The following is a 25,403-nucleotide window of genomic DNA, read 5'->3' on the forward strand; positions in this document are numbered from 1 at the left end:
TAAGAGGAATAAACGATGCAGGAAATTGATTTTTATCTGGTAGATGCCTTCAGCGACAGGGCGTTCGGCGGCAACGCAGCGGCAGTGTGTCCGCTGGAGTCCTGGCTTGCGGACGAGACGTTGCTCAACATGGCGAAACAGCATAACCAGTCGGAGACGGCGTTCTTCGTGCGCACGGACGAAGGCTTTGAGCTGCGCTGGTTTACCACGCAGGATGAAATTAACCTGTGCGGCCACGCGACCCTGGCCGCCGCGCACGTTATTTTTGAATACCTGGACTATCCGCACACGGAGATTACCTTTAGCACGCGCTTCGTGGGGGATCTGACGGTAACTCGCAGCGGCGACTGGCTGACGCTGAATTTCCCGGCCTGGTCAACCGAGGCCGTCGACAACCCGCCGCCGGCGCTGTTCAGCGCGCTGGGTATTAGCACGGCGAAAGAGGTGCGCGTCGGTCGTGACTATATGGTCGTGCTCGACAGCCAGCAGCAGGTGGAGGCCCTGACGCCGGACATCGCGGCGATGACCCCGCTGGGGAAAATGGTCTGCATCACGGCGCCAGGGGACGCGTATGATTTCGTCAGCCGCTTCTTCTGTCCGGGTGAAGGGGTGCCGGAAGATCCGGTCACGGGCTCAACCCACAGCATGCTGATCCCGTACTGGAGCGAAAAGCTCGGTAAAACGCAGATGGTTGCCCGCCAGGTGTCCCGGCGCGGCGGCGATTTGCGCTGCGCGCTGAAGGGCGACCGCGTATTGATTGGCGGGCAGGCCACGCTGTATATGAAGGGGAAAGTTTACCTTCGCCTCCAGGATTACGGACAACGTTAATTGCCCGTACGCTGATGCTGTTATGCAGAAGTCGCCGATGGCTGACGTTCGTTCAGCAACGCGATAAATGCCTCGAGCTGGCGCGTCATCGCCCCGCGTCGCCACACCAGCCAGGTGGTGAGCCAGCGCCAGTTCTCCGCCAGCGGCCACGCCGCTACCTGGTGGTGTCCCGGCATGCTCTCCAGCATGGAGCGGGGCATCAGCGCAATGCCTGCCCCCGCGATCACGCAGGCGAGCATCCCGTGATAGGACTCCATCTCATGGATCCGTCCCGGCGTGACGCGGTCAGCATGAAACCAGCTTTCCAGATGACGCCGGTACGAGCAGTTGGCGCGAAAGGCGTAAACGTCGCTGCCGCTCACCTGCGCGGCTTTTGATACTTCCGCGTGCCCCGCAGGGGTGACCAGCATCATCTCTTCCTGGTAAACCGGCATGCCTTCCAGCTCCGGGTGCGAGAGCGGCCCGTCGACAAAGGCCGCGCTGAGCGTGCCCTCAAGCACGCCGTCAATCATCGTGCCGGAAGGCCCGGTAGACAGCGCAAACTGAATGCGCGGATAGCGCTGGTTAAACAGCGCCAGGCTTTCCGGAATGCGCACGGCGGCGGTACTTTCCAGCGCGCCAAGTGAGAATAATCCCTGCGGTTCATCCCCGGCGACCACCATTCGGGCTTCGTCGACCAGCGCCAGGATCTGCTTGCTGTAACGTAAAAAATTGTGCCCGGCGGGGGAAAGCCGCAGGCGCTGATTCTCGCGAATAAACAGCTCCACGCCCAGATCTGCCTCAAGCTGACGGATGCGGGTGGTGAGGTTTGAAGGCACCCGGTGCACCTTCTGCGCCGCCTGGGTAATGCTGCCGGTCAGCGCGACGGCGTTAAACATCTCAAGCTGTGTTAAGTCCATACCATTCTCGATTCGTGAATAAGGTGGTGAGTATTATTCATTTTTAAGAAATACCAGAGTGGGCCACAATGAATCAACCGTTATTACGTGGAGAACATCATGACCTATTCATCTGCAACCCATGCTCTCTCTGTCAACCCGGCGACCGGCGAAACGCTGTCCGCCTGGCCGTGGGCAACGTCTCAGGACGTGGAGCGAGCCATTGCGCTGGCCGATGCCGGTTTTCGCCAGTGGCGACGCGAAGGCATAGCGCACCGGGCACAAAAACTTCGCGATCTGGGTACGGCGCTGCGCAGCCGTGCGGAAGAGATGGCGCAGACTATCTCCCGCGAGATGGGCAAGCCCATTGTCCAGGCGCGTGCGGAAGTGGCGAAATCAGCCAGCCTTTGCGACTGGTACGCCGAACACGGCCCGGCGATGATGCGCGCGGAATCCACCCAGGTCGAAAATGCGGTCATTGAGTATCGTCCGCTGGGGCCGATCCTGGCGGTGATGCCATGGAACTTCCCGCTCTGGCAAGTGCTGCGCGGTGCGGTGCCGATCCTGCTGGCGGGGAACAGCTATCTGCTTAAGCATGCGCCAAACGTGCTCGGCTCGGCGGACCTGATTGGGCAGGTGTTCGCGGATGCCGGCTTCCCGGAGGGTGTCTTTGGCTGGGTAAACGCGACGAATGACGGCGTCAGCCAGGCGATTAACGATCGTCGTATTGCGGCGGTGACGGTGACCGGCAGCGTTCGGGCAGGTGCGGCGATTGGCGCGCAGGCAGGTGCGGCGCTGAAGAAATGCGTGCTGGAGCTGGGTGGCTCCGATCCGTTTATCGTCCTGAACGATGCCGATCTGGATCTGGCCGTCAGCGCGGCCGTGGCCGGGCGTTATCAGAATACCGGACAGGTTTGTGCGGCGGCGAAACGCTTTATCGTGGAAGCGGGCGTGGCGGAAGCCTTTACCCAACGCTTTGTAGACGCGGTTGCGGCGCTGAAGATGGGCGCACCGGATGAAGAAGAGCACTACATTGGCCCGATGGCGCGATTTGACCTTCGCGATGAACTGCATCAGCAGGTGCAGGCTACGCTGGCGGAAGGGGCGACCCTGCTGCTGGGCGGAGAGAAGATGTCCGGGACCGGTAACTATTACGCACCAACCGTACTCGGCGGCGTCACCCCGGAGATGACGGCCTTCCGTCAGGAGCTGTTTGGTCCGGTAGCGGCAATTACCGTTGCGAACGATGCGGCGCATGCCTTGCAGCTGGCTAACGACAGCGACTTTGGCTTATCTGCGACGGTCTTTACCGCGAACGACGCGCAGGCTGAAACCTTCTCTCGCGAACTGGAGTGCGGCGGCGTGTTTATCAACGGCTACAGCGCCAGCGATGCGCGTGTCGCCTTTGGCGGCGTGAAGAAGAGCGGCTTCGGGCGAGAGCTTTCTCATTTCGGTCTGCACGAGTTCTGTAACGTTCAGACGGTCTGGAAGGATCGCGTGTAATGTTGTTGCCGGGTGGGGCAAGGCCGCTACCCGGCAGTTCATGTTTCCTGTCATTATTCTGCAATGGTTCTGTCATTTTCGTTTCGTAGACTCGCTCGCGTCTAACGTATTGTTACAGAAGAAAATTATGAACCTAACGCAAATTTTTCGCCGTCTTGCGCAGCGCATTATTCCCCGTCAGTTTGGCCTGCTGACCGGCATCTTTTGTATTATTGGCCTTTTCTCCGCTCTGCAACTCTCTTCCTCCTTCCTGCTGACCGCCTCCCTCAATGAAGCCCAGCGTAACGAACAGCGCAATCAGCTGGCCTGGCAGCAGCAGAGTAAGCTGGATCAGGCGCGCGTTTCCCTGCTGGCCGCCAGCGATCTGCTCAACCGCTCCGGCGTTTACTTTATGCAGGATAAAGAGACCGGCTCTGAAGGAAGCTGGCATAGCCTGATGGACGAGGCGCAAAAATCCCTGGCGGCGTCTCAGCAGGCATGGCAAGCCTGGCTTGCGCTTAATCCGCCGAAAGACGAGGGGCTGGTTAACAGCTATCAGCTTTTCTTCGGCGCCATCAGAGAGCAGGCGGAAGGGCTGGTGAAAACCAACAGTATCGATCTCTTTTTTGCCGTACCTGCCCAGGCGTTTCAGACCGATTTTAATGACAACTTTGCGCGCTATCAGCAACGGAGCGAGAAGCAGGCGATACAGGGGCGTCAGTCGTTAATGGAACAACTCTCAGGCCTGCAACGGCTGTTCCTGTTTGCGCCGCTGGTGCTGCTCGCCATTGCCATTGCCGTCTGGTTCGGAATGGCGAAATGGGTGATATCTCCGCTACGCCGTCTGATTGCCCATATCAACCAGCTTGCGGCAGGGGACCTGTCGGGCACGCCGCCTGACGTTATGCGCTTTAACCGGGAAATCAGCCAGCTCAGCAACAGTATTACCGCCATGCAGCGCGGGCTACAGCAGCTGGTGACTCAGGTCAGCGAGGCCACCACCTCCATGGTTGAGAATATCGGGTCACTTGCGCAGGGAAATCAGAAGCTGTATCAGCAGTCTACGCGTCAGGCAAAAGAGCTTGAGGAGGTAACGGCACATATTGCCGACCTCGAAACCCACGTTGAGGGCAATACGGGTTATGCAAAGCTCGCCCGCTCGCGTGCCGATGAGGCACGACAGGCTGCCGCCGGCGGGGAGCAAATGATGTCTGCGGTTAATGGCTCAATGCAGACGATCGTCGACCGATCCTCAGAAATGCGCGGGATCGTCGCAATGATCGACAGCGTGGCGTTTCAGACCAACATTCTGGCCCTTAACGCCGCCATTGAAGCCGCTCATGCGGGGGAACAGGGGCGCGGGTTTGCGGTGGTCGCCCGGGAAGTGGGGCTGCTGGCCCGAAAAAGCAGTCACTCCACGCAAACCATCCAGGCGCTGATCAACCACTCGCTTCAGGGCATTGAGGAAGGTTCTCAGGTGGTCAACCGTCTGGAGGATAATCTGCAACAGGTCACCGGGCTGGTGGCGAATCTGAGCAGCCTGCTGAACGATATTTCGCTGGCTACCCTGAATCAGGGGGAAAGTATCCATCAGATGACCCGTCAGCTTCAGGCGCTGAATCAGGTATCGCGTCAGACGGACGTGCTGGTCAGCGAAGCGTCGAATGCCTCTGAACGCCTGCATCAGGCGTCCGATCTTTTGATGCAGGCCGTCTCGCGTTTTCGTCTCCCTGCCTGACGTGACGTATCAGCCTCTGTTATACTCGCAGCCCGTTTTAGCCTGAGGGCAAGGAGCAAAGTGTGGCTGCGGTCATCCATAATGAGATGCTGGACGAGATTCTGGCGCAGGTTCGTCCGTTACTGGGGCAGGGTAACGTTGCCGATTACATTCCCGCGCTGGCTTCAGTCAGCGGGAATAAGCTCGGCATCGCCATTTGTACTATCGACGGTCAGCGCTTTCAGGCGGGAGACGCGCTGGAGCGCTTTTCCATTCAGTCGATCTCAAAAGTGCTTAGCCTGGTTGCCGCCATGCGCCAGTATGACGAGCAGGAGATCTGGCAGCGGGTGGGCAAAGATCCGTCCGGTCAGCCGTTCAACTCCCTTCTTCAGCTCGAAATAGAGCAGGGTAAGCCGCGTAACCCGTTTATTAATGCCGGAGCGCTGGTGGTGTGCGATATGCTGCAAAGCCGGCTGAGCGCGCCGCGGCAAAGAATGCTGGAAATTGTGCGTCAGCTTTCCGGCGTACAGGACATTGCCTACGATCCGGTGGTGGCGCGGTCCGAATTTGAACACTCCGCCCGTAACGCCGCCATTGCCTGGCTGATGAAGTCCTTCGGCAATTTTCATAATGACGTCGCTACGGTGCTGCAAAACTATTTCCATTACTGCGCGCTGAAAATGAACTGTGTCGAACTGGCGCAGACTTTCCTTTTTCTGGCGCATCAGGGCCATGCCCCGCATCTGGCCGAGGACGTTGTCTCTCCGATGCAGGCCCGGCAAATTAACGCCTTAATGGCAACCAGCGGCATGTATCAGAACGCCGGGGAGTTTGCCTGGCGCGTGGGGCTGCCAGCTAAATCCGGCGTTGGCGGTGGGGTTGTGGCAATTGTCCCCCACGAGATGGCGATTGCCGTCTGGAGCCCGGAACTGGACGAGACCGGCAATTCACTGGCGGGCGTGGCGGCGCTGGAACAGCTGACCAAACGTCTGGGACGGTCCGTTTACTGATGTCTACGCTCGATCCTTTATTTGCGCGCCTGGCTCGCTCTACGTTCCGTTCGCGTTTTCGTTTAGGTACCAAAGAGCGGCAATACTGCTGGGATAAGGGCGTGGAGACTATCGATCGGCATGCGGCCGATTTTGTATCCGCACGGTTGGCACCTGCACACCCCGTGAATGACGGTAAGCAGACGCCGATGCGCGGCCATCCCGTCTTTATCGCCCAGCATGCCACGGCAACCTGCTGTCGGGGCTGTCTGGCTAAGTGGCACGCTATCCCGCAGGGCGTGCCGCTCAATGCGCAGCAACAACAGTATATCGTCAACGTGATCCATCATTGGCTGGTCATTGAGGTAAATCGTGCCTCCTGAACTGACAATGTCTCTGTTTAAGCTACGCTTTTACTAATGCTCAGCGTCAGGAGACGTTATGAAAGCACCTTTAGTTCCCGTTAATGAAGCGGAGCGCCTGATTGCTCTGCGCGAGTCCGGTCTGCTCGAGATCGACAATAATCCCGCGTTTGATCGTCTGACACGGCTGGCATCACGCTTTTTCAGGGTGCCGCTGGCGATGATCACGCTGGTGGATGACAACGCCGTCATCGTGAAGTCTGCCGAGGGCAAAGTGCCCGTCAGCCAGCCTCGCGATCTCTCGTTCTGTGGCCATACGATTCTGGGTGATGCCCCGCTGGTGGTGAGTGACACGCTGCTGGACGAACGCTTTGCGGATAATCCGCAGGTGGTGGTAGAGGGCGGCATACGCTTTTATGCCGGTTTTCCGCTGCGTTTACGCGACGGGGCGTGCGTAGGATCGCTGTGCATTATTGATTACGTACCGCGCGAGTTTACGGCGGCGGATTCCGCCGTGCTGGCCGATCTTAGCGCGCTGGCAGAAGATGAATTTGCCGCAGTCAGCGCGGCCACGACCGATGAGCTTACGGGGTTGTTCAACCGTCGCGGGTTTAATCAGTTTGCGCATTTTGCCCTGTCGGTTGCGCGGCGTCGGGCAGAGCCGTTAACGCTTGGCTGGCTGGATCTGGACCATTTCAAAACCATTAACGATCGCTTCGGCCATCAGGAGGGCGACAAAGCCCTGAAAGCGATGGCTAACCTGATGCGTTCGTCGTTTCGCGAGGCCGATCTGCTGGTACGTTTCGGCGGCGATGAGTTCGCGGTGCTGTTTGCGGACACCGATGAGCCAGGCGCCTGGATCGCTATGCAGTATCTCGTCGAACAAACGGAAAAGTACAACGCGCGCCAGCTGCATCCCTGGTCGTTACAGTTCTCCTGGGGGCTGAGCGAGTTCGATCATCACCGGAACGATATGCAGGCGTGGTTAAAACAGGCGGATACGCAGATGTACGCCATGAAGCAGCAACATCACCGCGAAAAATGACATAACGAAATCCTATGTCATCGCCTGTTGCGTTACAAAAATGTTAATAGCAAAGTGGAGAGATTCAACCTAAGGACGCGCTATGAACTCTCCCATGCTGATTAAACCTCTTTCCCGGCAGGACATTCTTACCCACCTCGATGACCTGATCGATATTCTTGTCAACTGCGTTAACGGCGGTGCCTCCGTCAGTTTTATGCTGCCTTTTACTGCTGAGAAGGCGCGTACGTTCTGGCTCGGCGTTGCGGACAGCGCCGGGCGCGGCGAACGAACCCTCCTGGGCTGTTTCGATGAAGAGCAGGGCATAATAGGAACGGTACAGCTCATCACCGATCAGCCTGAAAACCAGCCGCACCGCGCAGATGTCGCAAAACTTCTGGTTCACGAGAAGGCGCGTCGTAAAGGGGTAGCCATGGCGCTGATGGAAGCGCTGGAGGCGGTTGCGCGTGAAAAAGCGCTTACGGTGCTGGTGCTTGATACTACGACCGGCAGCGGCGCGGAGACGTTTTACCAGCGTGCAGGGTGGCAAAAGGTGGGGGAGATCCCACGCTACGCGTTGATGCCGAACGGCGATATGGCGGCGACCTCGGTGTTCTATAAATTTTTGTGATTATTTCCCGCCATTGCGTCATGAGTTGATCCAGACAGGGGTTCTGGTTGTGAAGTTTTGATAAGTTATTACACCAATCTTATCAGGCTGTATGACTAATCATAAAGGATCTCCATTGTGAACACACTCAACCGTCGTGATTTCCCCGGTGCGCGCTACCCTGAACGTATCATCCAGTTTGGCGAAGGTAACTTCCTGCGCGCGTTCGTTGACTGGCAAATCGACCTTTTGAACGAGCATACCGATCTCAACTCAGGTGTGGTGATTGTTCGGCCGATCCAGAGCGATTTTCCTCCGTCGCTGAGTACTCAGGATGGTCTGTATACCACGATTATTCGGGGTCTGAACGAGCAGGGAGAAGCGGTAAGCGATGCGCGTCTTATTCGCTCTGTGAACCGTGAAATCAGCGTCTACAGCCAATACGATGAATTTCTGGCGCTCGCCCATAATCCGGACATGCGGTTTGTCTTCTCCAACACCACGGAAGCGGGCATCAGCTATCACGCGGGCGATAAGTTTGACGATGCGCCTGCTGCCAGCTATCCGGCCAAGCTGACGCGTCTGCTGTTCGAACGCTTTACCCACTTCAACGGGGCTGCGGATAAAGGCTGGATCATCATTCCTTGCGAACTCATTGACTACAACGGCGAAGCCCTGCGTGAACTGGTGCTGCGTTATGCGCAGGAGTGGGCGCTGCCGGCGGCGTTCATTGCCTGGCTGAACGACGCGAACACATTCTGCTCGACGCTGGTTGACCGCATTGTTACCGGCTACCCGCGTGATGAGGTGGCAGAGCTGGAAGCCGGGCTGGGCTATCACGACGGTTTCCTGGACACTGCTGAACATTTCTATCTGTTTGTTATTCAGGGGCCAAAATCGCTTGCAGCCGAACTGCGCCTGGATAAATACCCGCTCAACGTCCTGATTGTTGAAGATATTAAACCGTATAAAGAGCGTAAGGTGGCGATCCTCAACGGCGCGCACACGGCGCTGGTGCCGGTTGCTTATCAGGCCGGACTGGATACGGTAGGGGAAGCCATGAACGACGCGGAGATTTGCGCGTTCGTTGAAAAAGCTATCTATGAAGAGATTATTCCGGTACTGGATCTGCCGCGCGACGAGCTGCAATCCTTCGCCCGTGCCGTAACGGGGCGTTTCCGTAATCCGTACATTAAGCACCAGCTGCTGTCGATTGCCTTAAACGGGATGACGAAATACCGCACCCGCATTCTGCCGCAGCTGCTGGCAGGGCAGACGACGACCGGCAAACTGCCCGCACGACTCACATTTGCCCTGGCGGCGCTGATTGCCTTCTACCGTGCCGAACGCAACGGTGAGCGTTATCCGGTGCAGGACGATGCGCACTGGCTGGAACGTTATCAGCAGCTGTGGACGCAGCATCACGACAAGCAGATTACTACGCACGATCTGGTGTCGTCGGTGTTAAGCGTGAGCGAGCACTGGGAGCAGGACCTGACACAGGTGAATGGACTGGTTGAACAGGTTGCGCAGGATCTGGATGCGATTTTAAGCAAAGGGATGCGCGATGCGGTGAAACCGCTCTGCTAATCAGACTGCCCGGCGTTTGCCGGGTTTTTTTAGCAACTCTTTTTAGTTACAACATACTATAGGTTCTTTTTTTAAATCACATGCAGCACCGTGCGGTTTAGGCTAATCAGGTGAGAAAATGCAATGAGTTGTTAACATGCTTGCAACCGTGACGGGGATCACGTTTAATAGCCGCGCTCTTTACTTTTCTGAAGCTGATTATGATTGTTCGTCCTCAACAGCACTGGCTGCAACTGATTTTTGTCTGGCATGGTTCGGTACTACCCAAAATTTATACCCGACTGCTGCTTAACTTCCTGCTTTCCATCGCCGTGATTGTCATGCTGCCGTGGTATACCTCGCTGGGCATCCGGTTTACCGTCGCGCCATTCAGCATTCTGGGCGTGGCTATCGCTATCTTCCTTGGCTTTCGGAACAACGCCTGCTATTCGCGCTACGTTGAGGCGCGTCTGCTTTGGGGGCAGTTGATGATAGCGGCGCGCTCGCTGTTTCGCGAGGTAAAAAACACCTTACCGGATGATAAACATCTCGGAGAGTTTGTCCGCCTGCAAATCGCTTTTGCTAACTGTCTGCGCATGACTCTGCGCAAAGAAATCAATGCCGATCGGCTTTCTCGCTATCTGTCTCCGGACGATTTACGTAAGGTGATGGACGCCAACTCTCCGGCGAACCGTATCCTGCTGATTATGGGGGAGTGGCTGGCCGTACGTCGGCGTAACGGGCATCTCTCAGACATCCTGTTTCACAGCCTGAACAACCGCCTGAACGATATGTCCATCGTGCTGGCCGGCTGCGAGCGCATCGCCAATACGCCCGTCCCGTTTGCCTATACGCTGATCCTGCACCGGACGGTGTATCTGTTCTGCATCATGCTGCCGTTTGCGCTGGTTGTTGATCTGCATTACATGACGCCGTTCGTCTCCGCGCTGATTTCGTACACCTTTATCTCGCTGGATACCCTGGCGGAAGAGCTGGAAGATCCGTTTGGGACAGAAGATAACGACCTGCCGCTGGACGCCATCTGCAACATGATGGAGCGCGATCTGTTACAGATGAACGATGAAGAGAACATCCCTGAAAGGCTGATGCCGGATAAGCATTATCAGCTGACCTGACGGGCATTCCACTCGTCGCGGGTGATTTCCCACAGTTCGGAGTCCAGCATGCCGCTGACGTAGGCTTTTTTTTCTGTCCTGAGGAGCCGCATGCCGCTGCTGTCTGAAATACGTCGGGAGCGGCTATTGGCAGCCGCTTTCGGCGCACGTAGCACCGGTTTGTTAAGCGTATTGAACCAATAATCCGTGGCCGCAATACTCGCCTCCCGCATATATCCCTGACCCTGAAATTCCGGCGAGAGCCAGAAGCCCCGGTTGTTGTCTTCCACGTCGTACAGGCAAATTAACCCCATCAGTTCATCAGGCGCTTCGCGACGGCGAATCGTCCAGAACCACGCTTTACCTTTGGCCATATCGGGCAGCGCTACGTTGTTGACATAGCTTTCAGCACCGTCGTCCGGATAGGGCCAGGGTACGGAAGCCACCATATAGCGAACAATTTCCCAGCGTGGATAACGCTGCTGGATCTGAACAGCATCGGCGGCAACGAGGGGTTTAAGCAATAGGCGTGCTGTCGTCAGCGTGGGTATCGTCATCCGGTGATCTCCATATTTGAGCGTTATGCTTTTGTTTGGGTTCTGGTATTTTCAGTTCCGTTCTACTGTACTTTAAATGCTATCCAGTCACTGGCGGTTTTTTGATGAAAATTTTGCCTTTGTTAACCGGACACGTTTCTTATGAACTCCTGCAACACGGGAAACGGATTGAGGACGCTATCGCCCGTCATGACGATGTGTTATTAGACCATTCTACGCCTGAACTGGAGCGCTATTTCTCACGCCCGCTTAGTGAGCTGCCACGTCAAAATGCTTATCCAGTTGCGATATTATTACCACTGTTTCTGATTATTTTTGCGTTTAACTTGCTGCCATTTCTCCGGTTGGTATCAAGTATTTCGCCATCGCTACATGCACTCAGTTTTTTTGTCCCATCGTTAACCATACTTATCTTCCTGATGCTCGCCAGTACACGCCTCGCTCGCGGATACACTTCAGGACTAAAAGGATTTTTAGCGCTTTTCATTCTCCTGTTCACATTAACGGTTCTGCAATGGGCAGACGAAATGCCGCTTTTAGCACACAGCCTGAACACATTCTTACGGTGAAATGACCTCACTGCACCTTCGCAGCAACGGTATTGTGAGGTCCTTATGTTTCTGATAATTGCTTTTTTGGGCGGCATGATTAGTCTGCTCAGCCCGTGTACGCTTCCCGTCATTCCTCTGCTGTTCGCCGGCTTCCAGGGGCAGCGCAAACACATTCTGGCGCTACTCGGGGGGATGATTGTGATGTTTACGTTGGTGGCGATGGTGGTCACGGTTGCCAGCGAGTGGATCGCCGACGCTACCGTTATCGCCCGCTGGATTGCGCTTCTGGTGCTGGGCATCGCCGCACTGGCTCTCATTTTCCCCCAGTTCGCACAACGGATTGCCAGCCCTGCGGTCAGCGTCGGGAACGTGCTGAACACCCGCAGCGCACAGACGCGCGGCATGTTGTCGGCATTTCTGGCAGGGCTGTCCGTAGGGCTCCTGTGGTCTCCCTGTGCCGGACCGATTCTCGGAGCGATCTTCAGCATCAATATTGCGGGTCACTCGGCCATTGCAACCGGCGCGCTGTTAGCCGCTTACGGCGGAGGATGCGCGCTGATGCTGGGGCTACTTGTCATCGGAGGGCGTAAGCTGATCACCCCTCTGAGGGCAAAATCCACGTTGATGGCGCGTCTGCGTCAGGGCGCAGGGGTAATGATGTTAGCCGCCGTGGCCTTTAACGCCTCCGGAATGACTTCGTCGCTGAAAGGAGCCAACGGCATTGCCGACCGTCTGGAAAACGCCCTGTTAAGGCTTGCGCAACCAGCCTCCACGCAGGTGAAACTGCAACCTGTGGCTGACGCGGTGCCGAACAGCCAGCTGCCGTCGCTGGACGGCGGCACGGGCTGGATAAACGGTGACCCTGTCACGTCTGCATCCCTGCGAGGAAAGGTGGTGCTTATTGATTTCTGGACGTGGGACTGCATTAACTGCCAGCACACGCTCCCGCACGTACGTGACTGGGCGAAGAAATACCAGTCTGAAGGCCTGGTGGTGATTGGCGTCCACACCCCGGAATATCCATGGGAAAAGCCGTTATCATCGGTGAAAAACGCGGTCAACAAATGGCAGCTGCCGTACCGCGTCGTGACGGATAATAACTATAAAATCTGGAGCGCGTTCGGAAACCAGTACTGGCCGGCGCATTACTTTTTCGATGCGAAAGGGCAACTGCGTTACACCTCGTTCGGCGAAGGTCACTACGACAAGCAGGAGGCCGTTATACAACAGCTGCTCAAGGAGGCGCGTTCCTGATCCGGCTCAGGGTGCCCGCTGAGCAACCATAAACAGGCGTGGAAAGGCCAGCAGTATCTGCCCGTTCTCCTGGAGCGGATACTGCTCAACCAGCCGTTCATGATAGCGTTTCAGAAAGTTTTTCTGCTCGCTCTCGTTGAGATCCTGCAACCACGGCCTTAACCCCGTTGCGCTGACCCAGTCAATGATCGCCTGATGAGAGCTCATCTGATGGAAGTAGGTGGTGCGCCAGATATCCACGTCGCATCCCGCTTCCGTCAAAATATCGTAGTAGGCATGGATGCCCGGCAACGGCTCGCGGCCACGATCGGGGTAGCCCTGTTCCCCGGCGACTTCACGCATCAGGGCGTGCGTCGGCTCAAGCCAGTTGTCGGGCATTTGCACCGCCAGCACGCCGTTTAGCTGAAGCAGTGAAACCAGATGTGGCAGAAGGTGATAATGGTCCGGGATCCATTGCAGGGAGGCGTTGGCGTAGATCAGGCTAAGAGGCTGTTCAGGTTTGTAGTGACGAATATCCGCTTCAATAAACTGACAGTCTGGCAGAGCCTGTCGGGCTTCGTCCAGCATGGCCGGGGAGTTATCCACGCCGGCGATCTGTGCTGTAGGCCAACGCTGTTTCAGCAGCGCCGTGCTGTTACCCGGCCCGCAGCCCAAATCCACGGCAGACGTTACGTCAGCAAGCGGCACCCGGGCGAGTAACTCAGCGGCGGGACGCGTGCGCTCTGCGCTGTACTGAAGATAAAGAGAGGGATCCCAGTCGGCCATTTTCGCATCTCCATGTTGAGGTGTTCAGCAAGAATAGCACAGGCAGAAACCTGAGCCGTGGCAGGTATCTGGATAACCGTGAGATTATAAAATGCCTTTCAGGGCTACGTGATAAAGCAGCATGATGGTTTTACCGTCGACAATCTGGCCGTTCTCAATGCCCCGTAGCGCGTCGTCCAGCGTCATTTCCAGCACGTCGATATCTTCCCCCTCGGCCTTAACGCCGCCGCCCGCGCTGACCCGATCCTGCGGATGATATTCCGCCAGATAGAAATAGAGCTTTTCGGTAACGGAGCCCGGGCTCATGTAGGCCTCAAAAACTTTCTCAACGCGCGTCACCTTAAACCCGGTTTCTTCTTCTGCTTCGGCCTTAATCCGGCTTTCAGGATCCAGGTTATCAAGCAACCCCGCGGCTGCCTCAATGAGATCCTCTTCGTGACCATTGATAAACACCGGGAAACGGAACTGACGCGTCAGAATGACGGTTTTGCTGTCGCGATTATAGAGCAGGATCGTCGCGCCATTCCCGCGGTCATATACTTCGCGCTCTTGCCGCTGCCAGTCACCATCGCTGCGCTGGAGGTCAAAAGTGTATTTTTTCAGGTTATACCAGTTATCGGACAACGTTTCGCTAGTGATAATGCGTATATCTGCACGTTTTGATTGCACGTTTAGCTCTCCTCTCGTAGAGTAAACATCATAAGCAGCACTATCGTGCAAAAACAAGCTATATCGTGCAATATCGGGAATAAAAATGCTCACCAGTCAGCGTAAACAGTTAATCCTTGAAAAGCTGGAGGCGGAAGGCCAGGTTCAGTCTACTGCGCTTAGCCACTTATTTTCGGTGTCTGAGGACACTATTCGCCGAGATTTACGCGAACTGGCGGCAGAAGGGCGTTTGCAGCGTGTCCACGGCGGCGCGCTTCCGGCATCTTCAGCGATTGCGCCTTTTGCCGAGCGCCAGTCCGTTAAAATGGATGCCAAGAAACGCGTGGCCCGTCGGGGCGCGCAGCTCATTTCGCCGGGGCAGGTGGTAATTGTCGATGGCGGGACAACCACCTCAGAACTGATCACGTTTTTACCGCCAGATCTACGGATTACCGTGGTGACGCACAGCCCGGGTATCGCATTGGGGCTGGTCGACCATCCGAGCATAGAAGTGATTCTGATTGGCGGCCGATTGTATAAACATTCCATCGTCACGGTCGGCGCGGCCGCTATTGAAGGCATCAACAATATTCATGCAGATCTGTTCTTCATGGGCGTCACCGGCGTTCATCCCGAGGCCGGGCTGACTACAGGAGATTATGAGGAAGCGTGCATCAAACGTGCATTTTCCGGCAGAGCGGCGGAAACGGTAGTACTGGCCTCGCCGGAAAAGATCAATACGGCCTCGGCGTTTGTGATTGGCGATTTGTCGCTGGTCAATACGCTGGTCGTTGAGGACACAACGGATGAACGCTGGGTCAACGCCATGAAAGAAAAGGGCATTGCGGTGATCGCAAGCCAGTAAATATCCGTTTTTTTGCCAGCCTGACTGCGGGGCTGTCAAACAGACAAAGGTTATGCGTCACGCTGATTCTTAGACTAACGCTTTCATTCGTTTAAGGACAACCCATGAAAGCGATCTCCATTCTGGCCTTCGGCGCGGACCCAACCGCGCAACGCCTGTCAACTTCCGCCATTCAGCAAGCCATCAATACCGCGCAACGCAACGACGTCATCGTTATCCCGCAAGGCCGTTTTCTGACCGGAGCACTGTTCCTGAAAAGTGGAGTATCGCTTCGTCTGGACGCCGGCGCTCGGCTTATGGGAAGCCAGAATTTAGCAGATTACCCGCTGATTGATACCCGGGTAGCCGGCATTGAAATGCGCTGGCCGGCAGGCATCATTAATATTATCAACTGTGAAAACGTCAGCATTACCGGTACGGGCACGATAGACGGGCAGGGTGCAGTCTGGTGGCAACGCTTCTGGGGCGAGGACGAGCACAGCGGAATGGTCGGTGACTACAGCGCCAGAGGGTTGCGCTGGGTGGTTGATTACGACTGTCAGCGCCCGCGCAATGTTCTGGTTTATGAAAGCCAGACCATTTTGCTGCGTGACTTCACCAGTCGGGAATCCGGATTCTGGAACATGCACCTCTGTTATTCGCGCCATATCGCGGTTGAGGGCGTGCAGATTAGCAATTCTGCGGGGCCGAGCACCGACGGAATTGACATCGACTCATGTGAACAGGTGCGGGTTGAAGGCTGCATCGTTTCCTGCAATGACGACAATATCTGCATCAAATCAGGACGGGGTCGCGAAGCGGCGCAAAAAGCACGTCCCGCGCGGGATATAGTCATTCGCGGCTGTACGCTGAATAAGGGGTCCGGGATCACTCTGGGGAGCGAAACCTCAGGCGGCATTGAACGCGTTCTGATCGAAGATAATGCGTTTAACGGTACGGGCGTTGGATTTCGCATTAAGTCTGCCCGCAACCGAGGCGGGTTCATTCGGGATATTACCGTACAGAATTTGCGACTTACGGACGTACGCTTTCCTGTTCTGATCCAGCTGAACTGGTTTCCGCAGTACAGCTATGGTGATCAGGACAATTTATCGGAAAAACCAGAACACTGGCGCAAGCTGGCTGAGGGCGTCGAGGGAGAAGCCGGGCTTACTGCGGTCAGCCGCCTGACGCTTAAAAACATTGTGGCCCGGCGATCCGCCAATACCATTTTTTCACGCGCGTTTTTCATTGAAGGGTATCCGGAGCGTCCGGTATCCGGGCTCGTGCTGGAAGATATTGCGATTGATGCCACCGAGTTCGGGAAGATTTCGGGCGTTGACGGGCTGCACTTTAATGATGTCCATGTCACGGCAAGGGAGGCCACGCGGGACAGCAATGATGTTTATGAGCGTTGAGAGCACAACACTCATCGCATTTTTTAAAGCAATCTTTTCAATGCTACACTGTCCGCAACCATAAATTTCCTGAATCAAATGACTGATGGCTATGACTAATTTTGAACGTCCGAAACTACAGCTTCCAAACGGCGCAGATAAACTGTTGTTGCACTCGTGTTGCGCCCCTTGTTCCGGTGAGGTCATGGAGGCCATTCAGGCGTCGGGCATTGATTACACCATCTTCTTTTACAATCCGAACATTCATCCGCAGAAAGAGTATCTCATCCGAAAGGAGGAGAATATTCGTTTCGCTGAGAAACATGGCGTGCCATTTGTCGATGCAGATTACGATACCGATAACTGGTTTGAGCGCGCCAAAGGTATGGAGTGGGAGCCTGAGCGCGGCGTTCGGTGCACCATGTGCTTTGATATGCGCTTTGAGCGCACAGCGCTGTATGCCGCTGAAAATGGGTTCAGCGTGATCAGCAGCTCGCTCGGAATTTCCCGCTGGAAAAATATGCAGCAGATAAACGACTGCGGACAGCGCGCCGCCGCGCATTATCCGGGAATGGTGTACTGGGATTACAACTGGCGTAAACAGGGAGGATCGTCGCGCATGATTGAGATCAGCAAGCGCGAACAGTTTTATCAGCAGGAGTACTGTGGCTGCGTTTATTCATTGCGTGATACTAACATGCACCGTAAATCACAAGGCAGGCCGCTGATTAAACTCGGTAAACTTTACTATGGTAAGGAAGATGAAGGTCAATAGTATGAGAGACGCCTGGAACCGCACCAGATTTTGCGCCGTGGTGTAACTTTCGTGGATTGGGGATTGGCCTGAGACGGACGCTAGAATTTAGCTTCTTTAACCTTAGTGCGCATAATGTATATTATGTTAAATCACTTATTGCGATAATTTGTTTACGATTTGATCGCTGAGTTAACGCTGCTATTATCTAAGTCTAAAAGTTGGAATCATAAATTTTTTCAATAAATTACCCTGCTAATTCACAGTCCTCACGGAATGAAGGAGCTCTCCGATGAATTTACCCAGTCAGCAGTCGCCTGACAGCACCCTTCCCTCTTATGATCTCTCGCGCAGCCTTGGCTTACTGGCCGGTACTGATATCGACTTTAAAAAGCTGGCTGCGCAGCTCGACTGCACACGTAACTTTTACAATGTCGGCATCATTTTCGATGATGGCAAGCAACGCTGGCTGGTTCGCCCGTCACGACGCATTGCTGATGTGAATCAGAGCACCGTCAGCCATGTGGTCATAAGTAGAATTCCAGATGCTAAGGAAACCAGTGCGGAAAAAGCCGTGGTGGCAACGTTAACCACGCCAGCACTTGCGACAGAAATCACCTCAACCGGTTTCGCCTGTGGCGCGATGATTGTTACGCTTGTCATGGCGTTTGGTGCCGGTGCGGCCGTGCCTTTAACCGCTGGCGGATCCGGCGTGATTGCGGCGATTAGCCTGTCCGGCACGCTGGCTACGGGAGCACAATGCATGATTGGCGTGGGCCGTCTGCTGGCTATCCATAACGACCATGGTTCCGATGTTGCCTGGCTCGACAGTCAGGACTGGTACGTTGCCACCACGACGGTTCTGGACGTTATTTCGCTGACTGCGGCAGGAACCGCGCTACGAGGTACTTTAGAAACGTACAAGCTGATGAAAGCGGCATCTTCAAGTAAAGTTACCGCCTGGTTCCAGAGCCTGAGCCGTGCCGAGCGTAAGCGCATCACGGAAGAAATTATTAAAGCGCAGAATCCAGGCATCTCCAGTGCTGGCGTAAAGGCCGCGATCCGTGCAGGTGTTTATCCGAAACGTTTCCCCAGCGAATCGTTACAAAAATCACTGCAACGCGAGCTAATGAGTGCGGTCAATAACGCATCTGCCTTTGTGGGGAGTTCACTCACAGGGACTATCCGCAATCCACAAAATACCGTCCAGTCAGGACGTTATGTGGTTGGTGTGTTGCAGTCTTTTTTACCTAACTAAACGCTGAGTATTAAAATGTTTAAAGTTTTAACCCGTCGCCTGCAATATTGTAACGAGGTGTCCTCCAGCATAAAAAATGCCGCCCCGACACAGTTGCAGCAGCTGAAGACGCAGTTGGCTGAAGATATGGGTAAGCCTGTGGGGCTACATACTATGGGCATTCCGGCGGCGGTCAGTACGCTCGGGGTGATTGTCAGTTTCGCCATTCCTCAACTGTGGCTGGGGTATGGCGTACTCGCTGCACTCGGTCAGCCAGCAGAGCGCGTATTCGTGTGGGTTGTGCTGATCGCCCTGCTCTTCGCCGGCATCAACGGAGTGACGATGTTTATGATTGGCAAAGGTAGCATGCGCGCCGTGCGGTTACATCTTATGTTAGCTGTGCTAAGCCTGGTATTAATGGCAGCCTATCTGCTGACCGCGCTGAGCGGTAGTTCTTCTCCTGGCGTCAGCCTGAACGCGGCGCTGGTAAGTATTGTCATGCTTGGGCTTAGCGGAAGCTGTATCCTTTCTACCGCTTTTTATAAGATGCTGCTATTTACTTTGCATAACAGAGTCTGGCGCAAGCTTATCAGCCAGACGCGCTAAACATTCATTCCATAAAGAAATCCCGCCGCTACCGGCGGGATTTCTTTATGGCTTTTATACCGAGAGGTGCTAAACAATCAATCATCGAGTAAGAGGAAGTCTCAGAAACAGTGTCCGTTCCTGAGTCTGCGATGCCCTGAAACCATGGTGAATATAAAAAGCCTTGGCTTCCTCAGTCAGTGCGTGAACCATGATCGCCCGCACGCCGATGTTTTCTGCCACCCGATAACAGCGTAAAACCGCATCATGGAGCAAATCGGCTCCCAACCCCTTTCCACGCAATGAGACATCGACTGCCAGACGGGCAAGTACAATCACGGGAATGGGATCCGGCATGTTACGCCGTAGATTACCGGTCGCTTCCGTATGGTTAACGCTGCCGGTAGCCAGTGAGTAAAAACCCGCTACCTGCTTCGTGCCCGTTTTACAAACAACGAACGTTCGGGCTGCGCCGAGCGCCTGGTTTTTCAGACCTCTTTGTTTTAGCCATTCATCAAGCACGGCTTCCCCACTGACGAACTCCGCCAGTTGATGGACGCTGGTTAAAGGCTCTGGTGCGGTTACACGTCCCACTGGGGTTTCCTTGCCAGCAGTTTTTCTAAGGCAGGATCGTCCGCCACCGGGGCATCGAGCATATCAATGAACTCGGCATACTGTTCATCGTTAAAATTGAATACACGCCGATCGAGGATCACATTCTCGGCCGCCTGGCATGCCATCTCCAGAATGAAGTCCGTACGTGATTTATGAAGGATCTCTGCGGCGGCATCGATAAGCGCCCGCTGAGATTCTTTGGCTCTAAGATTGAGCTGAACATCTGATTTCATGGGAACACCTCTTGTATAGCATTTGCTTTACAAGCATAGCACAGGCATTGTGTATAGCAATCTCTATACAAATTCATACGGAAGCCGTTAACGTTAAGACCTGCCCTCACCACATATCGCAAGAATTTTGTCTCTCAGCCAGCGGTGACCAGGGTCGCGCTCCATTCGCGGGTGCCACATCTGCGACACCGTAATACGCCGGCTTTTGAACGGCAGTTCGAAAACGTGTATCTGGTCCGTTACCTGCTGATTAAGTAAATAGAGCGCGGGTATCATGGCGATAAGATCTGATTCCAGCGCCACGGACAGTGCCGTCGGAAATCCCGGTACGACGCTTGCGATTTTACGCTTCATCCCTATCCCGGCCAGCGCATCGTCCACGGATCCGTGCAATGCACCCTCAGGTGACGCCACCACATGGCCCCAGGAGACATAGTCGTCCACGCGTATGTCTGCCAGGGCAGCCAGCGGGTGTTCTTTACGCACCACGCCCACAAACCGATCCTCAAACAGCCGTTGCAAACGGATTTCAGGCCCCATATTGCTCTGGACGCCAATCTCCAGATCGACCAGTCCTTCCCGTAGATAGCGCGACGTTTTTTCCGGCTTGGGCGCAAAGCGTATACAGACGCCCGGAGCGGCGTTGGCCACAGCCGCTATAAGCGCAGGCCCAAACGCCACCACAAAACCGTCGTTTGCCCGGATGGTGAAAAGGCGCTCCAGAGTTTCCACGTTGAACGTTTCGGTTGAGGGCTGCAATACCGCCTTCGCCTCGTGCACCGCGCGCCGGGCGCGATCCCGCGTTGCTTCGGCCCACGGGGTCAGGACCATATTTCGTCCGGCGCGTACCAGAATCGGATCGCCTGTGACGTCGCGTAACCTGCTCAGCGTGCGGCTCATGGCCGAGGTGCTGAGGTTCAAACGACGTGCCGCGCCTGCCACGCTCGCTTCGCTCAGCAAGATGTCGAGCGCTATCAGCAAATTAAAATCCGGATCGGACATTTCCCCTTCTCCCTGCAAATTCGGATAAGGCGTTTCATGCAACGATAAAGTGCAAATGGTGCGCCTTCCGCCCGGTAAAAGCCATCTTTATAGTTTTGTCATCCATAATCTTTCAGAGGACAACATGATGACGCTCTTTTCCAGTCAACCCGGCGACGAAGGACTGCCTGGCCTGGCGCGCGCACGGGTGATGGCCGCAGTCATGACCACCACGTTAATGGGCGTATTTGATGGCACCATGATCAATATTGCCCTGCCGTCTATGGCTCAGGAGATGCAGGTATCTGCCAGTTTTGCCGTCTGGTTCGCCAACGGATATTTACTGGCGGCTGCGATGTCGCTGGCGATATTTGCGGCGCTTGCGGCCCGCCTGGGTTACCGCCCCGTATTTCTCGCAGGCCTGACGACCTTCACCCTGACGTCACTGGGCTGCACGCTGGTGAATACCCCGGAAGCGCTCGTCGGCATGCGTGTGCTTCAGGGGATCGGTGGCGCAGCGACGCTGAGTATTGCCCCCGCGATATTGCGGTCCGTGTTTCCCGGACGATTGCTGGGCCGCGTTCTTGGGCTGCACGCCCTGCTCATCGCCTTCAGCTCCGCTATCGGGCCGGTATTGGGCGGTACAATTCTTCATATGCTGAGCTGGCAATGGCTCTTTGCGATAAACATTATACCGGGCGCTCTCGCCTTGTATCTGGCTGTCAGAGCGCTGCCGCATGACGCGGTTCGAAATCAGGCGCCCTTCGATACACCGGGGGCAATATTGTCGGCGCTGCTGTTGGGCTCAACGATCGTGGCGGCGAACAGTTTCCAGAATGCAGAACATCACATCACCAGCCTCTGCTGGTCGGCGGTCGCCGCGCTAAGCGGCATCGCCTTTGTCTGGCAGATCCGCCGCTCGGCTAACCCATTATTGCCGCCTGCCATCTTCAAAAATGAACGTTTTACCCTCGCGGCCCTTACGTCGATGATGGCGTTCGTCAGCCAGGGGATCGCCTTCATTGCCCTGCCGTTCCTGCTTCAAAGCGTCTATGGATTTAGCCCGCTCGTCTCTGCCCTGCTGTTTACGCCGTGGCCGCTGGGGATCGTGCTGATTGCACCGCATGCAGGCCGGTGGGCGGACACGATTTCGGCTCCGCCGATCTCCACTCTCGGGCTGATGATTTTCGCTGTGGGGTTGGGGCTACTGGCGACGCTGCCTGCCAGCCCAGCCATGTGGGACATCTGCCTGCGGTGCCTGGTGTGCGGTATGGGGTTTGGCTGTTTCCAGAGCCCCAATAACCGGGAGATGCTCTCAAACGTTACGCGTGACCATGCGAGCTTTGCTTCAGGCGTTTTGTCCATCATGCGGACGTTCGGACAGTGTCTCGGTGCAGCGGTTGTAGGGGTAATGCTGACAGCAGATGGAGGGCCCGTTCATGCTGCGCTGTGGATCGCCACGGCAGCCTCAGCGATATCCGTATTGGTTAGCGTAAGCCGGTTACGTTCGCTGAGGCTGATAAAATGAGGCCAGGCTGGGCTACTCCAGCGCCAGTAGCGCAAAGCTCGCCAGCCAGTGTCCGCCGCTGTAGTGGCTGCCGACGACATGCTCCACGCTTGCCGAAAGATGGCGCGCAACGGCATCGCGTAATGCCTGCCGGGCGCGATGATTCTCCGGCAAGGCACGGGCAATGTGCTTCATGCACCACGCGCGGCTGAGGTTAAGCCCGTCCAGGTGCGCAATTTTCGGATCGGTGCGGTCGCTCACCTCTGCCGGATGCATCAGCGCAGAAACGGACGCGATTTCGGGCAGAAACGCATCGAACCAGGCCGGGAAATCCTCCGCCATCTTGCTCATCAGCAGGGCCTCGGTCAGTGCCCCAGAGATATACTCGTCGCCGCCCGGCTCATAATGTGCCGGATAATGCGTATCCGCGAGATAAAACCGCGTCGATGCGTCCAGGATGGCGTGCTCAAGCGTGTCGTCGTTTACCGCGCGGGCATAGTCCAGCCCCAGCGCGAGGGCAAACGCCGTGTTGTAGTGCGTCCCGACGCGGATCGGATAGGTAAGCTTGCTGAGGTAATCCACCAGCCGATGGCGAATGTCCAGGGTTAACGGTTGCAGCGTCTGGTACCAGCGCTCCGCCTGCGGCAGCGTCGATTGTTGCAGCTCCTGCGCCAGCGCCAGCAGCCAGCCGTAGCCATAGGGCCGTTCAAACGACGCGCGGAACGGCGCGGTAAAATAGGCCAGCTCCTTCGCCACCTTCTCATCGGTCAGGTGTTCGTCGAACAGGGCGATAATCTCCTCCCGACATGGCAGTTCGGGATAGAGACGCAGGCAGCGCAGCAGTAACCAGTAGCCATGTACAGCCGAATGCCAGTCGAAGCAGCCGTAAAATATCGGATGCAGCTCGCGAGGCGGCAATACGTCACCGTCATCGTTGAGCAGGTGCATAATGTGGTTCGGGTATTCCTGACGTAAATAGGTCAACGGCATTCTGGCGAAGGCGTCAGCCTGATGTTGCGTTAATTCCATAGCGGCTCCTTAGCGAAACACGAGGAAATACATTAAGAACACGTTCACCACCAGCAGGGTTAACGCGGTCGGGATCTGGATCTTGATGACCTGATATTTGTCTTTTAGCTCCAGCAGTGCGGCGGGCACGATGTTGAAGTTAGCGGCCATAGGCGTCATCAGCGTGCCGCAGTAGCCCGCGTACATGCCGATAGCCAGTAGCGGCGCCGGGTTGCCGTGATGAACGTTAATCAGGAACGGCAAGGCAATACCAGCGCTCAGCACCGGGAACGCCGCAAAAGCGTTACCCATGATCATGGTAAACAGCGCCATCCCCACGCAGTAAATCACCACCAGCATGAAGCGGCTGTCCGGGTTCACAAACAGGCTGACCACCTTCTGCACCGATTCACCGGTATTGGCCACCACAAACACCCCACCGAGCATGGCGAGCATCTGCGGCAGGATCACCGCCCAGCCGATGGTGTCGACCAGCCGACGAGACTGACGAATCGCGTGCAGCGGTGTGCCTTTCGTCAGCCACCAGCCCGTGAGGATCGCCGCCACGCAGGCCACGCACAGCGCCGCCAGGGTGAGCTGTTTCTGGTCGAGCAGGTAAACGCCGCCGATCGAGACGCCCTTCAGGAACAGCGTCCCGATCACCGTCACCACCGGGATCATCAGCGCGGGTAAAAACAGCCAGTTTTTGAGCCGGTTCGACGAGGCAACGCGCTCCTCCTCGGTAGCCATTTTATAGTGCCCCTTCCCGACCAGCCCGAAACCGGCCAGCAGCGCAATCACGATCACGGCGCCGCCAATAATGCGATACGCCAGCGACCTGCCCAGCTCCTGCACCATCAGATCGCCAAACAGGAAGATCCCGCCGAAGAGGAACCAGAACAGCGCGGTCGTAAAGCGTTTCGGGTTGGCGCGATCGCGTAGGGTCATGACAACCAGCAGCATCACGACGAAGCCAATCAGGTAGTACACGCGGTTAATGGTGATGAGCGTCATCATGATGCGATCTCCTGCGTGCCCTGCTCTGCTTTCCAGGCCATCACGTCGCGACGAATGCTGGCGTCGAGACGCAGCAGGCGCGTCATATGGATAATCAGGGCCGCAATGGCGGTCGGAATGGCCCACAAGCCGATATGCAGCGGCTCGATCCCCTCGATCCCGTTCTCCTTGAGGAAGGCGTCAATCAGCAGTACCGCGCCGAAGGCAATAAAGATATCTTCCCCGAAGAAAACCGCGATATTGTCGCAGGCGGCGGCATGGGCTTTGATTTTGTCGCGAATGTGCTGCGGCAGGTCGCCGTATTCATTCAGCGCGGCCCCTTCCGCCATCGGCGCCAGCAGCGGACGCACCGTCTGCGCGTGGCCGCCCAGCGACATCAGCCCGAGCGCAGCCGTCCCTTCGCGGGCGACAAAGTAGAGCATCAGGATACGCGCCGAGGTGGCGCTGGCGATCTTCGCCACCCAGGCCTGGGCGCGCTCTTTCAGCCCGTAATACTCCAGCAGGCCAATCACCGGCAGGATCAGGATGAAGGTGGCAAGCGATCGGCTATTCACAAACTTTTCGCCAAAGGTTTCCAGCAGCATGCCGAAATCCATGCCAACCAGCAGGCCCGTCGCCAGCCCCGCCACCACGACAACCAGCAGCGGGTTGAAACGCAGTGCAAAACCAATAACCACCACCGGAATCCCGATAAGCGGCAACAGTGTAGAACTGTCCATAAACGTTACCCTATCCAAAGTGAGCGTTGCGCGCCGACGGCTATTTTTTATACTTCGCAGCAGAGCGAAGCCGGTGCATTACGGCGCGCGATGTTGTGTTTTGCGTCAGGCTCCGCAGAACCTGCACTAAAAAGCTATATCTGAACGTCAAAAACAT

At 56.0% G+C, this 25,403-nt stretch carries 26 protein-coding genes and 1 pseudogene; 17 read left to right on the forward strand and 10 right to left on the reverse strand.

The window, feature by feature from the left end:
* Positions 1–15 precede the first annotated feature (15 nt).
* Positions 16–828, forward strand: coding sequence for a PhzF family phenazine biosynthesis protein (locus tag E0L16_RS13300; RefSeq protein ID WP_063866719.1), 813 nt, complete (start codon positions 16–18; stop codon positions 826–828).
* Positions 829–848: 20 nt separating this feature from the next.
* On the opposite strand, the gene ptrR is transcribed toward E0L16_RS13300, so the two are convergent.
* Entirely contained in the window at positions 849–1,727 is an 879-nt protein-coding gene (ptrR, locus tag E0L16_RS13305; RefSeq protein WP_131637115.1) for a putrescine utilization regulator PtrR, read from the reverse strand.
* Between the two features lie 99 nt (positions 1,728–1,826).
* On the opposite strand from ptrR, the gene sad reads away from it, so the two are divergent.
* From sad to E0L16_RS13345, 8 genes are all read left to right on the forward strand, one after another.
* Positions 1,827–3,209: a succinate-semialdehyde dehydrogenase gene (gene sad, locus E0L16_RS13310; RefSeq protein ID WP_131637116.1), complete on the forward strand. Its 1,383-nt coding sequence runs from the start codon at positions 1,827–1,829 to the stop codon at positions 3,207–3,209.
* A 127-nt stretch (positions 3,210–3,336) separates the two neighbouring features.
* A complete protein-coding gene (locus E0L16_RS13315) occupies positions 3,337–4,926 on the forward strand; it encodes a methyl-accepting chemotaxis protein (protein ID WP_063866716.1) in 1,590 nt (529 codons plus the stop codon).
* 62 nt (positions 4,927–4,988) lie between these two features.
* Positions 4,989–5,915, forward strand: a complete 927-nt coding sequence (gene glsB / locus E0L16_RS13320) for a glutaminase B (protein ID WP_063866715.1) — start codon at positions 4,989–4,991, stop codon at positions 5,913–5,915.
* Positions 5,915–6,277 (forward strand): DUF4186 domain-containing protein, encoded by a 363-nt coding sequence (locus E0L16_RS13325; RefSeq protein ID WP_063451328.1) that lies wholly within the window; start codon positions 5,915–5,917, stop codon positions 6,275–6,277. The genes glsB and E0L16_RS13325 overlap by 1 nt, the downstream gene beginning before the upstream one ends.
* Positions 6,278–6,335: 58 nt before the next feature.
* Positions 6,336–7,301: a GGDEF domain-containing protein gene (locus E0L16_RS13330; protein ID WP_112792321.1), complete on the forward strand. Its 966-nt coding sequence runs from the start codon at positions 6,336–6,338 to the stop codon at positions 7,299–7,301.
* 82 nt (positions 7,302–7,383) lie between these two features.
* Positions 7,384–7,911, forward strand: coding sequence for a GNAT family N-acetyltransferase (locus E0L16_RS13335; RefSeq protein WP_131637117.1), 528 nt, complete (start codon positions 7,384–7,386; stop codon positions 7,909–7,911).
* 117 nt (positions 7,912–8,028) lie between these two features.
* Positions 8,029–9,480 (forward strand): tagaturonate reductase, encoded by a 1,452-nt coding sequence (locus tag E0L16_RS13340; protein ID WP_131637118.1) that lies wholly within the window; start codon positions 8,029–8,031, stop codon positions 9,478–9,480.
* Positions 9,481–9,680: 200 nt separating this feature from the next.
* On the forward strand, positions 9,681–10,595 hold the full coding sequence (locus tag E0L16_RS13345) for a bestrophin family protein (protein WP_131637119.1): 915 nt from the start codon (positions 9,681–9,683) through the stop codon (positions 10,593–10,595).
* Here the strand turns inward: E0L16_RS13345 and E0L16_RS13350 are convergent.
* A complete protein-coding gene (locus tag E0L16_RS13350) occupies positions 10,583–11,131 on the reverse strand; it encodes a GNAT family N-acetyltransferase (RefSeq protein ID WP_131637120.1) in 549 nt (182 codons plus the stop codon). The two genes, E0L16_RS13345 and E0L16_RS13350, sit on opposite strands and share 13 nt — an antisense overlap.
* A gap of 104 nt (positions 11,132–11,235) precedes the next feature.
* Here E0L16_RS13350 and E0L16_RS13355 point away from each other — a divergent pair, with 104 nt between their 5' ends.
* Together E0L16_RS13355 and E0L16_RS13360 are read left to right on the forward strand one after the other, a co-directional pair.
* Positions 11,236–11,700, forward strand: a complete 465-nt coding sequence (locus E0L16_RS13355; protein ID WP_207388507.1) for a hypothetical protein — start codon at positions 11,236–11,238, stop codon at positions 11,698–11,700.
* A 45-nt stretch (positions 11,701–11,745) separates the two neighbouring features.
* On the forward strand, positions 11,746–12,936 hold the full coding sequence (locus tag E0L16_RS13360; protein WP_131637121.1) for a cytochrome c biogenesis protein/redoxin: 1,191 nt from the start codon (positions 11,746–11,748) through the stop codon (positions 12,934–12,936).
* 6 nt (positions 12,937–12,942) lie between these two features.
* Here E0L16_RS13360 and tam read toward each other — a convergent pair whose 3' ends face one another.
* Together tam and E0L16_RS13370 are read right to left on the reverse strand one after the other, a co-directional pair.
* On the reverse strand, positions 12,943–13,701 hold the full coding sequence (gene tam / locus E0L16_RS13365; protein ID WP_131637122.1) for a trans-aconitate 2-methyltransferase: 759 nt from the start codon (positions 13,699–13,701) through the stop codon (positions 12,943–12,945).
* 84 nt (positions 13,702–13,785) lie between these two features.
* Positions 13,786–14,370: an NUDIX hydrolase gene (locus E0L16_RS13370; RefSeq protein WP_131637123.1), complete on the reverse strand. Its 585-nt coding sequence runs from the start codon at positions 14,368–14,370 to the stop codon at positions 13,786–13,788.
* 85 nt (positions 14,371–14,455) lie between these two features.
* Here E0L16_RS13370 and E0L16_RS13375 point away from each other — a divergent pair, with 85 nt between their 5' ends.
* The 5 genes from E0L16_RS13375 to E0L16_RS13395 all read left to right on the forward strand — a co-directional run bounded on the left by E0L16_RS13375 (position 14,456) and on the right by E0L16_RS13395 (position 19,187).
* Entirely contained in the window at positions 14,456–15,214 is a 759-nt protein-coding gene (locus E0L16_RS13375) for a DeoR/GlpR family DNA-binding transcription regulator (RefSeq protein WP_107535367.1), read from the forward strand.
* A 104-nt stretch (positions 15,215–15,318) separates the two neighbouring features.
* Positions 15,319–16,611 (forward strand): glycoside hydrolase family 28 protein, encoded by a 1,293-nt coding sequence (locus tag E0L16_RS13380; RefSeq protein WP_131637124.1) that lies wholly within the window; start codon positions 15,319–15,321, stop codon positions 16,609–16,611.
* A 91-nt stretch (positions 16,612–16,702) separates the two neighbouring features.
* Positions 16,703–17,365, forward strand: coding sequence for an epoxyqueuosine reductase QueH (locus E0L16_RS13385; protein ID WP_369750619.1), 663 nt, complete (start codon positions 16,703–16,705; stop codon positions 17,363–17,365).
* A gap of 271 nt (positions 17,366–17,636) precedes the next feature.
* Positions 17,637–18,602 (forward strand): Ssp4 family T6SS effector, encoded by a 966-nt coding sequence (gene ssp4, locus E0L16_RS13390; RefSeq protein WP_112792331.1) that lies wholly within the window; start codon positions 17,637–17,639, stop codon positions 18,600–18,602.
* 15 nt (positions 18,603–18,617) lie between these two features.
* Positions 18,618–19,187, forward strand: coding sequence for a hypothetical protein (locus tag E0L16_RS13395; protein WP_112792332.1), 570 nt, complete (start codon positions 18,618–18,620; stop codon positions 19,185–19,187).
* A gap of 81 nt (positions 19,188–19,268) precedes the next feature.
* Here the strand turns inward: E0L16_RS13395 and E0L16_RS13400 are convergent, their stop codons facing one another.
* The 3 genes and pseudogenes from E0L16_RS13400 to E0L16_RS13410 all read right to left on the reverse strand — a co-directional run bounded on the left by E0L16_RS13400 (position 19,269) and on the right by E0L16_RS13410 (position 21,016).
* Positions 19,269–19,760, reverse strand: a complete 492-nt coding sequence (locus E0L16_RS13400) for a GNAT family N-acetyltransferase (protein WP_107535371.1) — start codon at positions 19,758–19,760, stop codon at positions 19,269–19,271.
* Positions 19,748–20,036 (reverse strand): annotated as a pseudogene (locus E0L16_RS13405) (type II toxin-antitoxin system TacA family antitoxin). Before E0L16_RS13405 ends, E0L16_RS13400 begins: the two are co-directional and overlap by 13 nt.
* 71 nt (positions 20,037–20,107) lie before the next feature.
* The gene (locus E0L16_RS13410; RefSeq protein WP_131637125.1) at positions 20,108–21,016 is read right to left on the reverse strand and encodes a LysR family transcriptional regulator; all 909 of its coding nucleotides are present in this window, start codon (positions 21,014–21,016) and stop codon (positions 20,108–20,110) included.
* 127 nt (positions 21,017–21,143) lie between these two features.
* Between E0L16_RS13410 and E0L16_RS13415 the strand changes: the two genes are divergently transcribed.
* Positions 21,144–22,523 (forward strand): DHA2 family efflux MFS transporter permease subunit, encoded by a 1,380-nt coding sequence (locus tag E0L16_RS13415; RefSeq protein WP_112792364.1) that lies wholly within the window; start codon positions 21,144–21,146, stop codon positions 22,521–22,523.
* Positions 22,524–22,535: 12 nt separating this feature from the next.
* Here the strand turns inward: E0L16_RS13415 and E0L16_RS13420 are convergent, their stop codons facing one another.
* From E0L16_RS13420 to E0L16_RS13430, 3 genes are read right to left on the reverse strand one after another with little or no spacing between them, the layout of a single operon-like run.
* A complete protein-coding gene (locus E0L16_RS13420; RefSeq protein ID WP_112792334.1) occupies positions 22,536–23,531 on the reverse strand; it encodes a DUF2891 domain-containing protein in 996 nt (331 codons plus the stop codon).
* 9 nt (positions 23,532–23,540) lie between these two features.
* On the reverse strand, positions 23,541–24,527 hold the full coding sequence (locus E0L16_RS13425) for a DUF979 domain-containing protein (RefSeq protein WP_063866697.1): 987 nt from the start codon (positions 24,525–24,527) through the stop codon (positions 23,541–23,543).
* Positions 24,524–25,246: a DUF969 domain-containing protein gene (locus tag E0L16_RS13430; RefSeq protein WP_063451294.1), complete on the reverse strand. Its 723-nt coding sequence runs from the start codon at positions 25,244–25,246 to the stop codon at positions 24,524–24,526. The genes E0L16_RS13425 and E0L16_RS13430 overlap by 4 nt, the downstream gene beginning before the upstream one ends.
* Between the last annotated feature and the right edge of the window lie 157 nt (positions 25,247–25,403).

This window comes from Enterobacter quasihormaechei, assembly GCF_004331385.1.
Classification (GTDB): Bacteria; Pseudomonadota; Gammaproteobacteria; order Enterobacterales; family Enterobacteriaceae; genus Enterobacter; species Enterobacter quasihormaechei.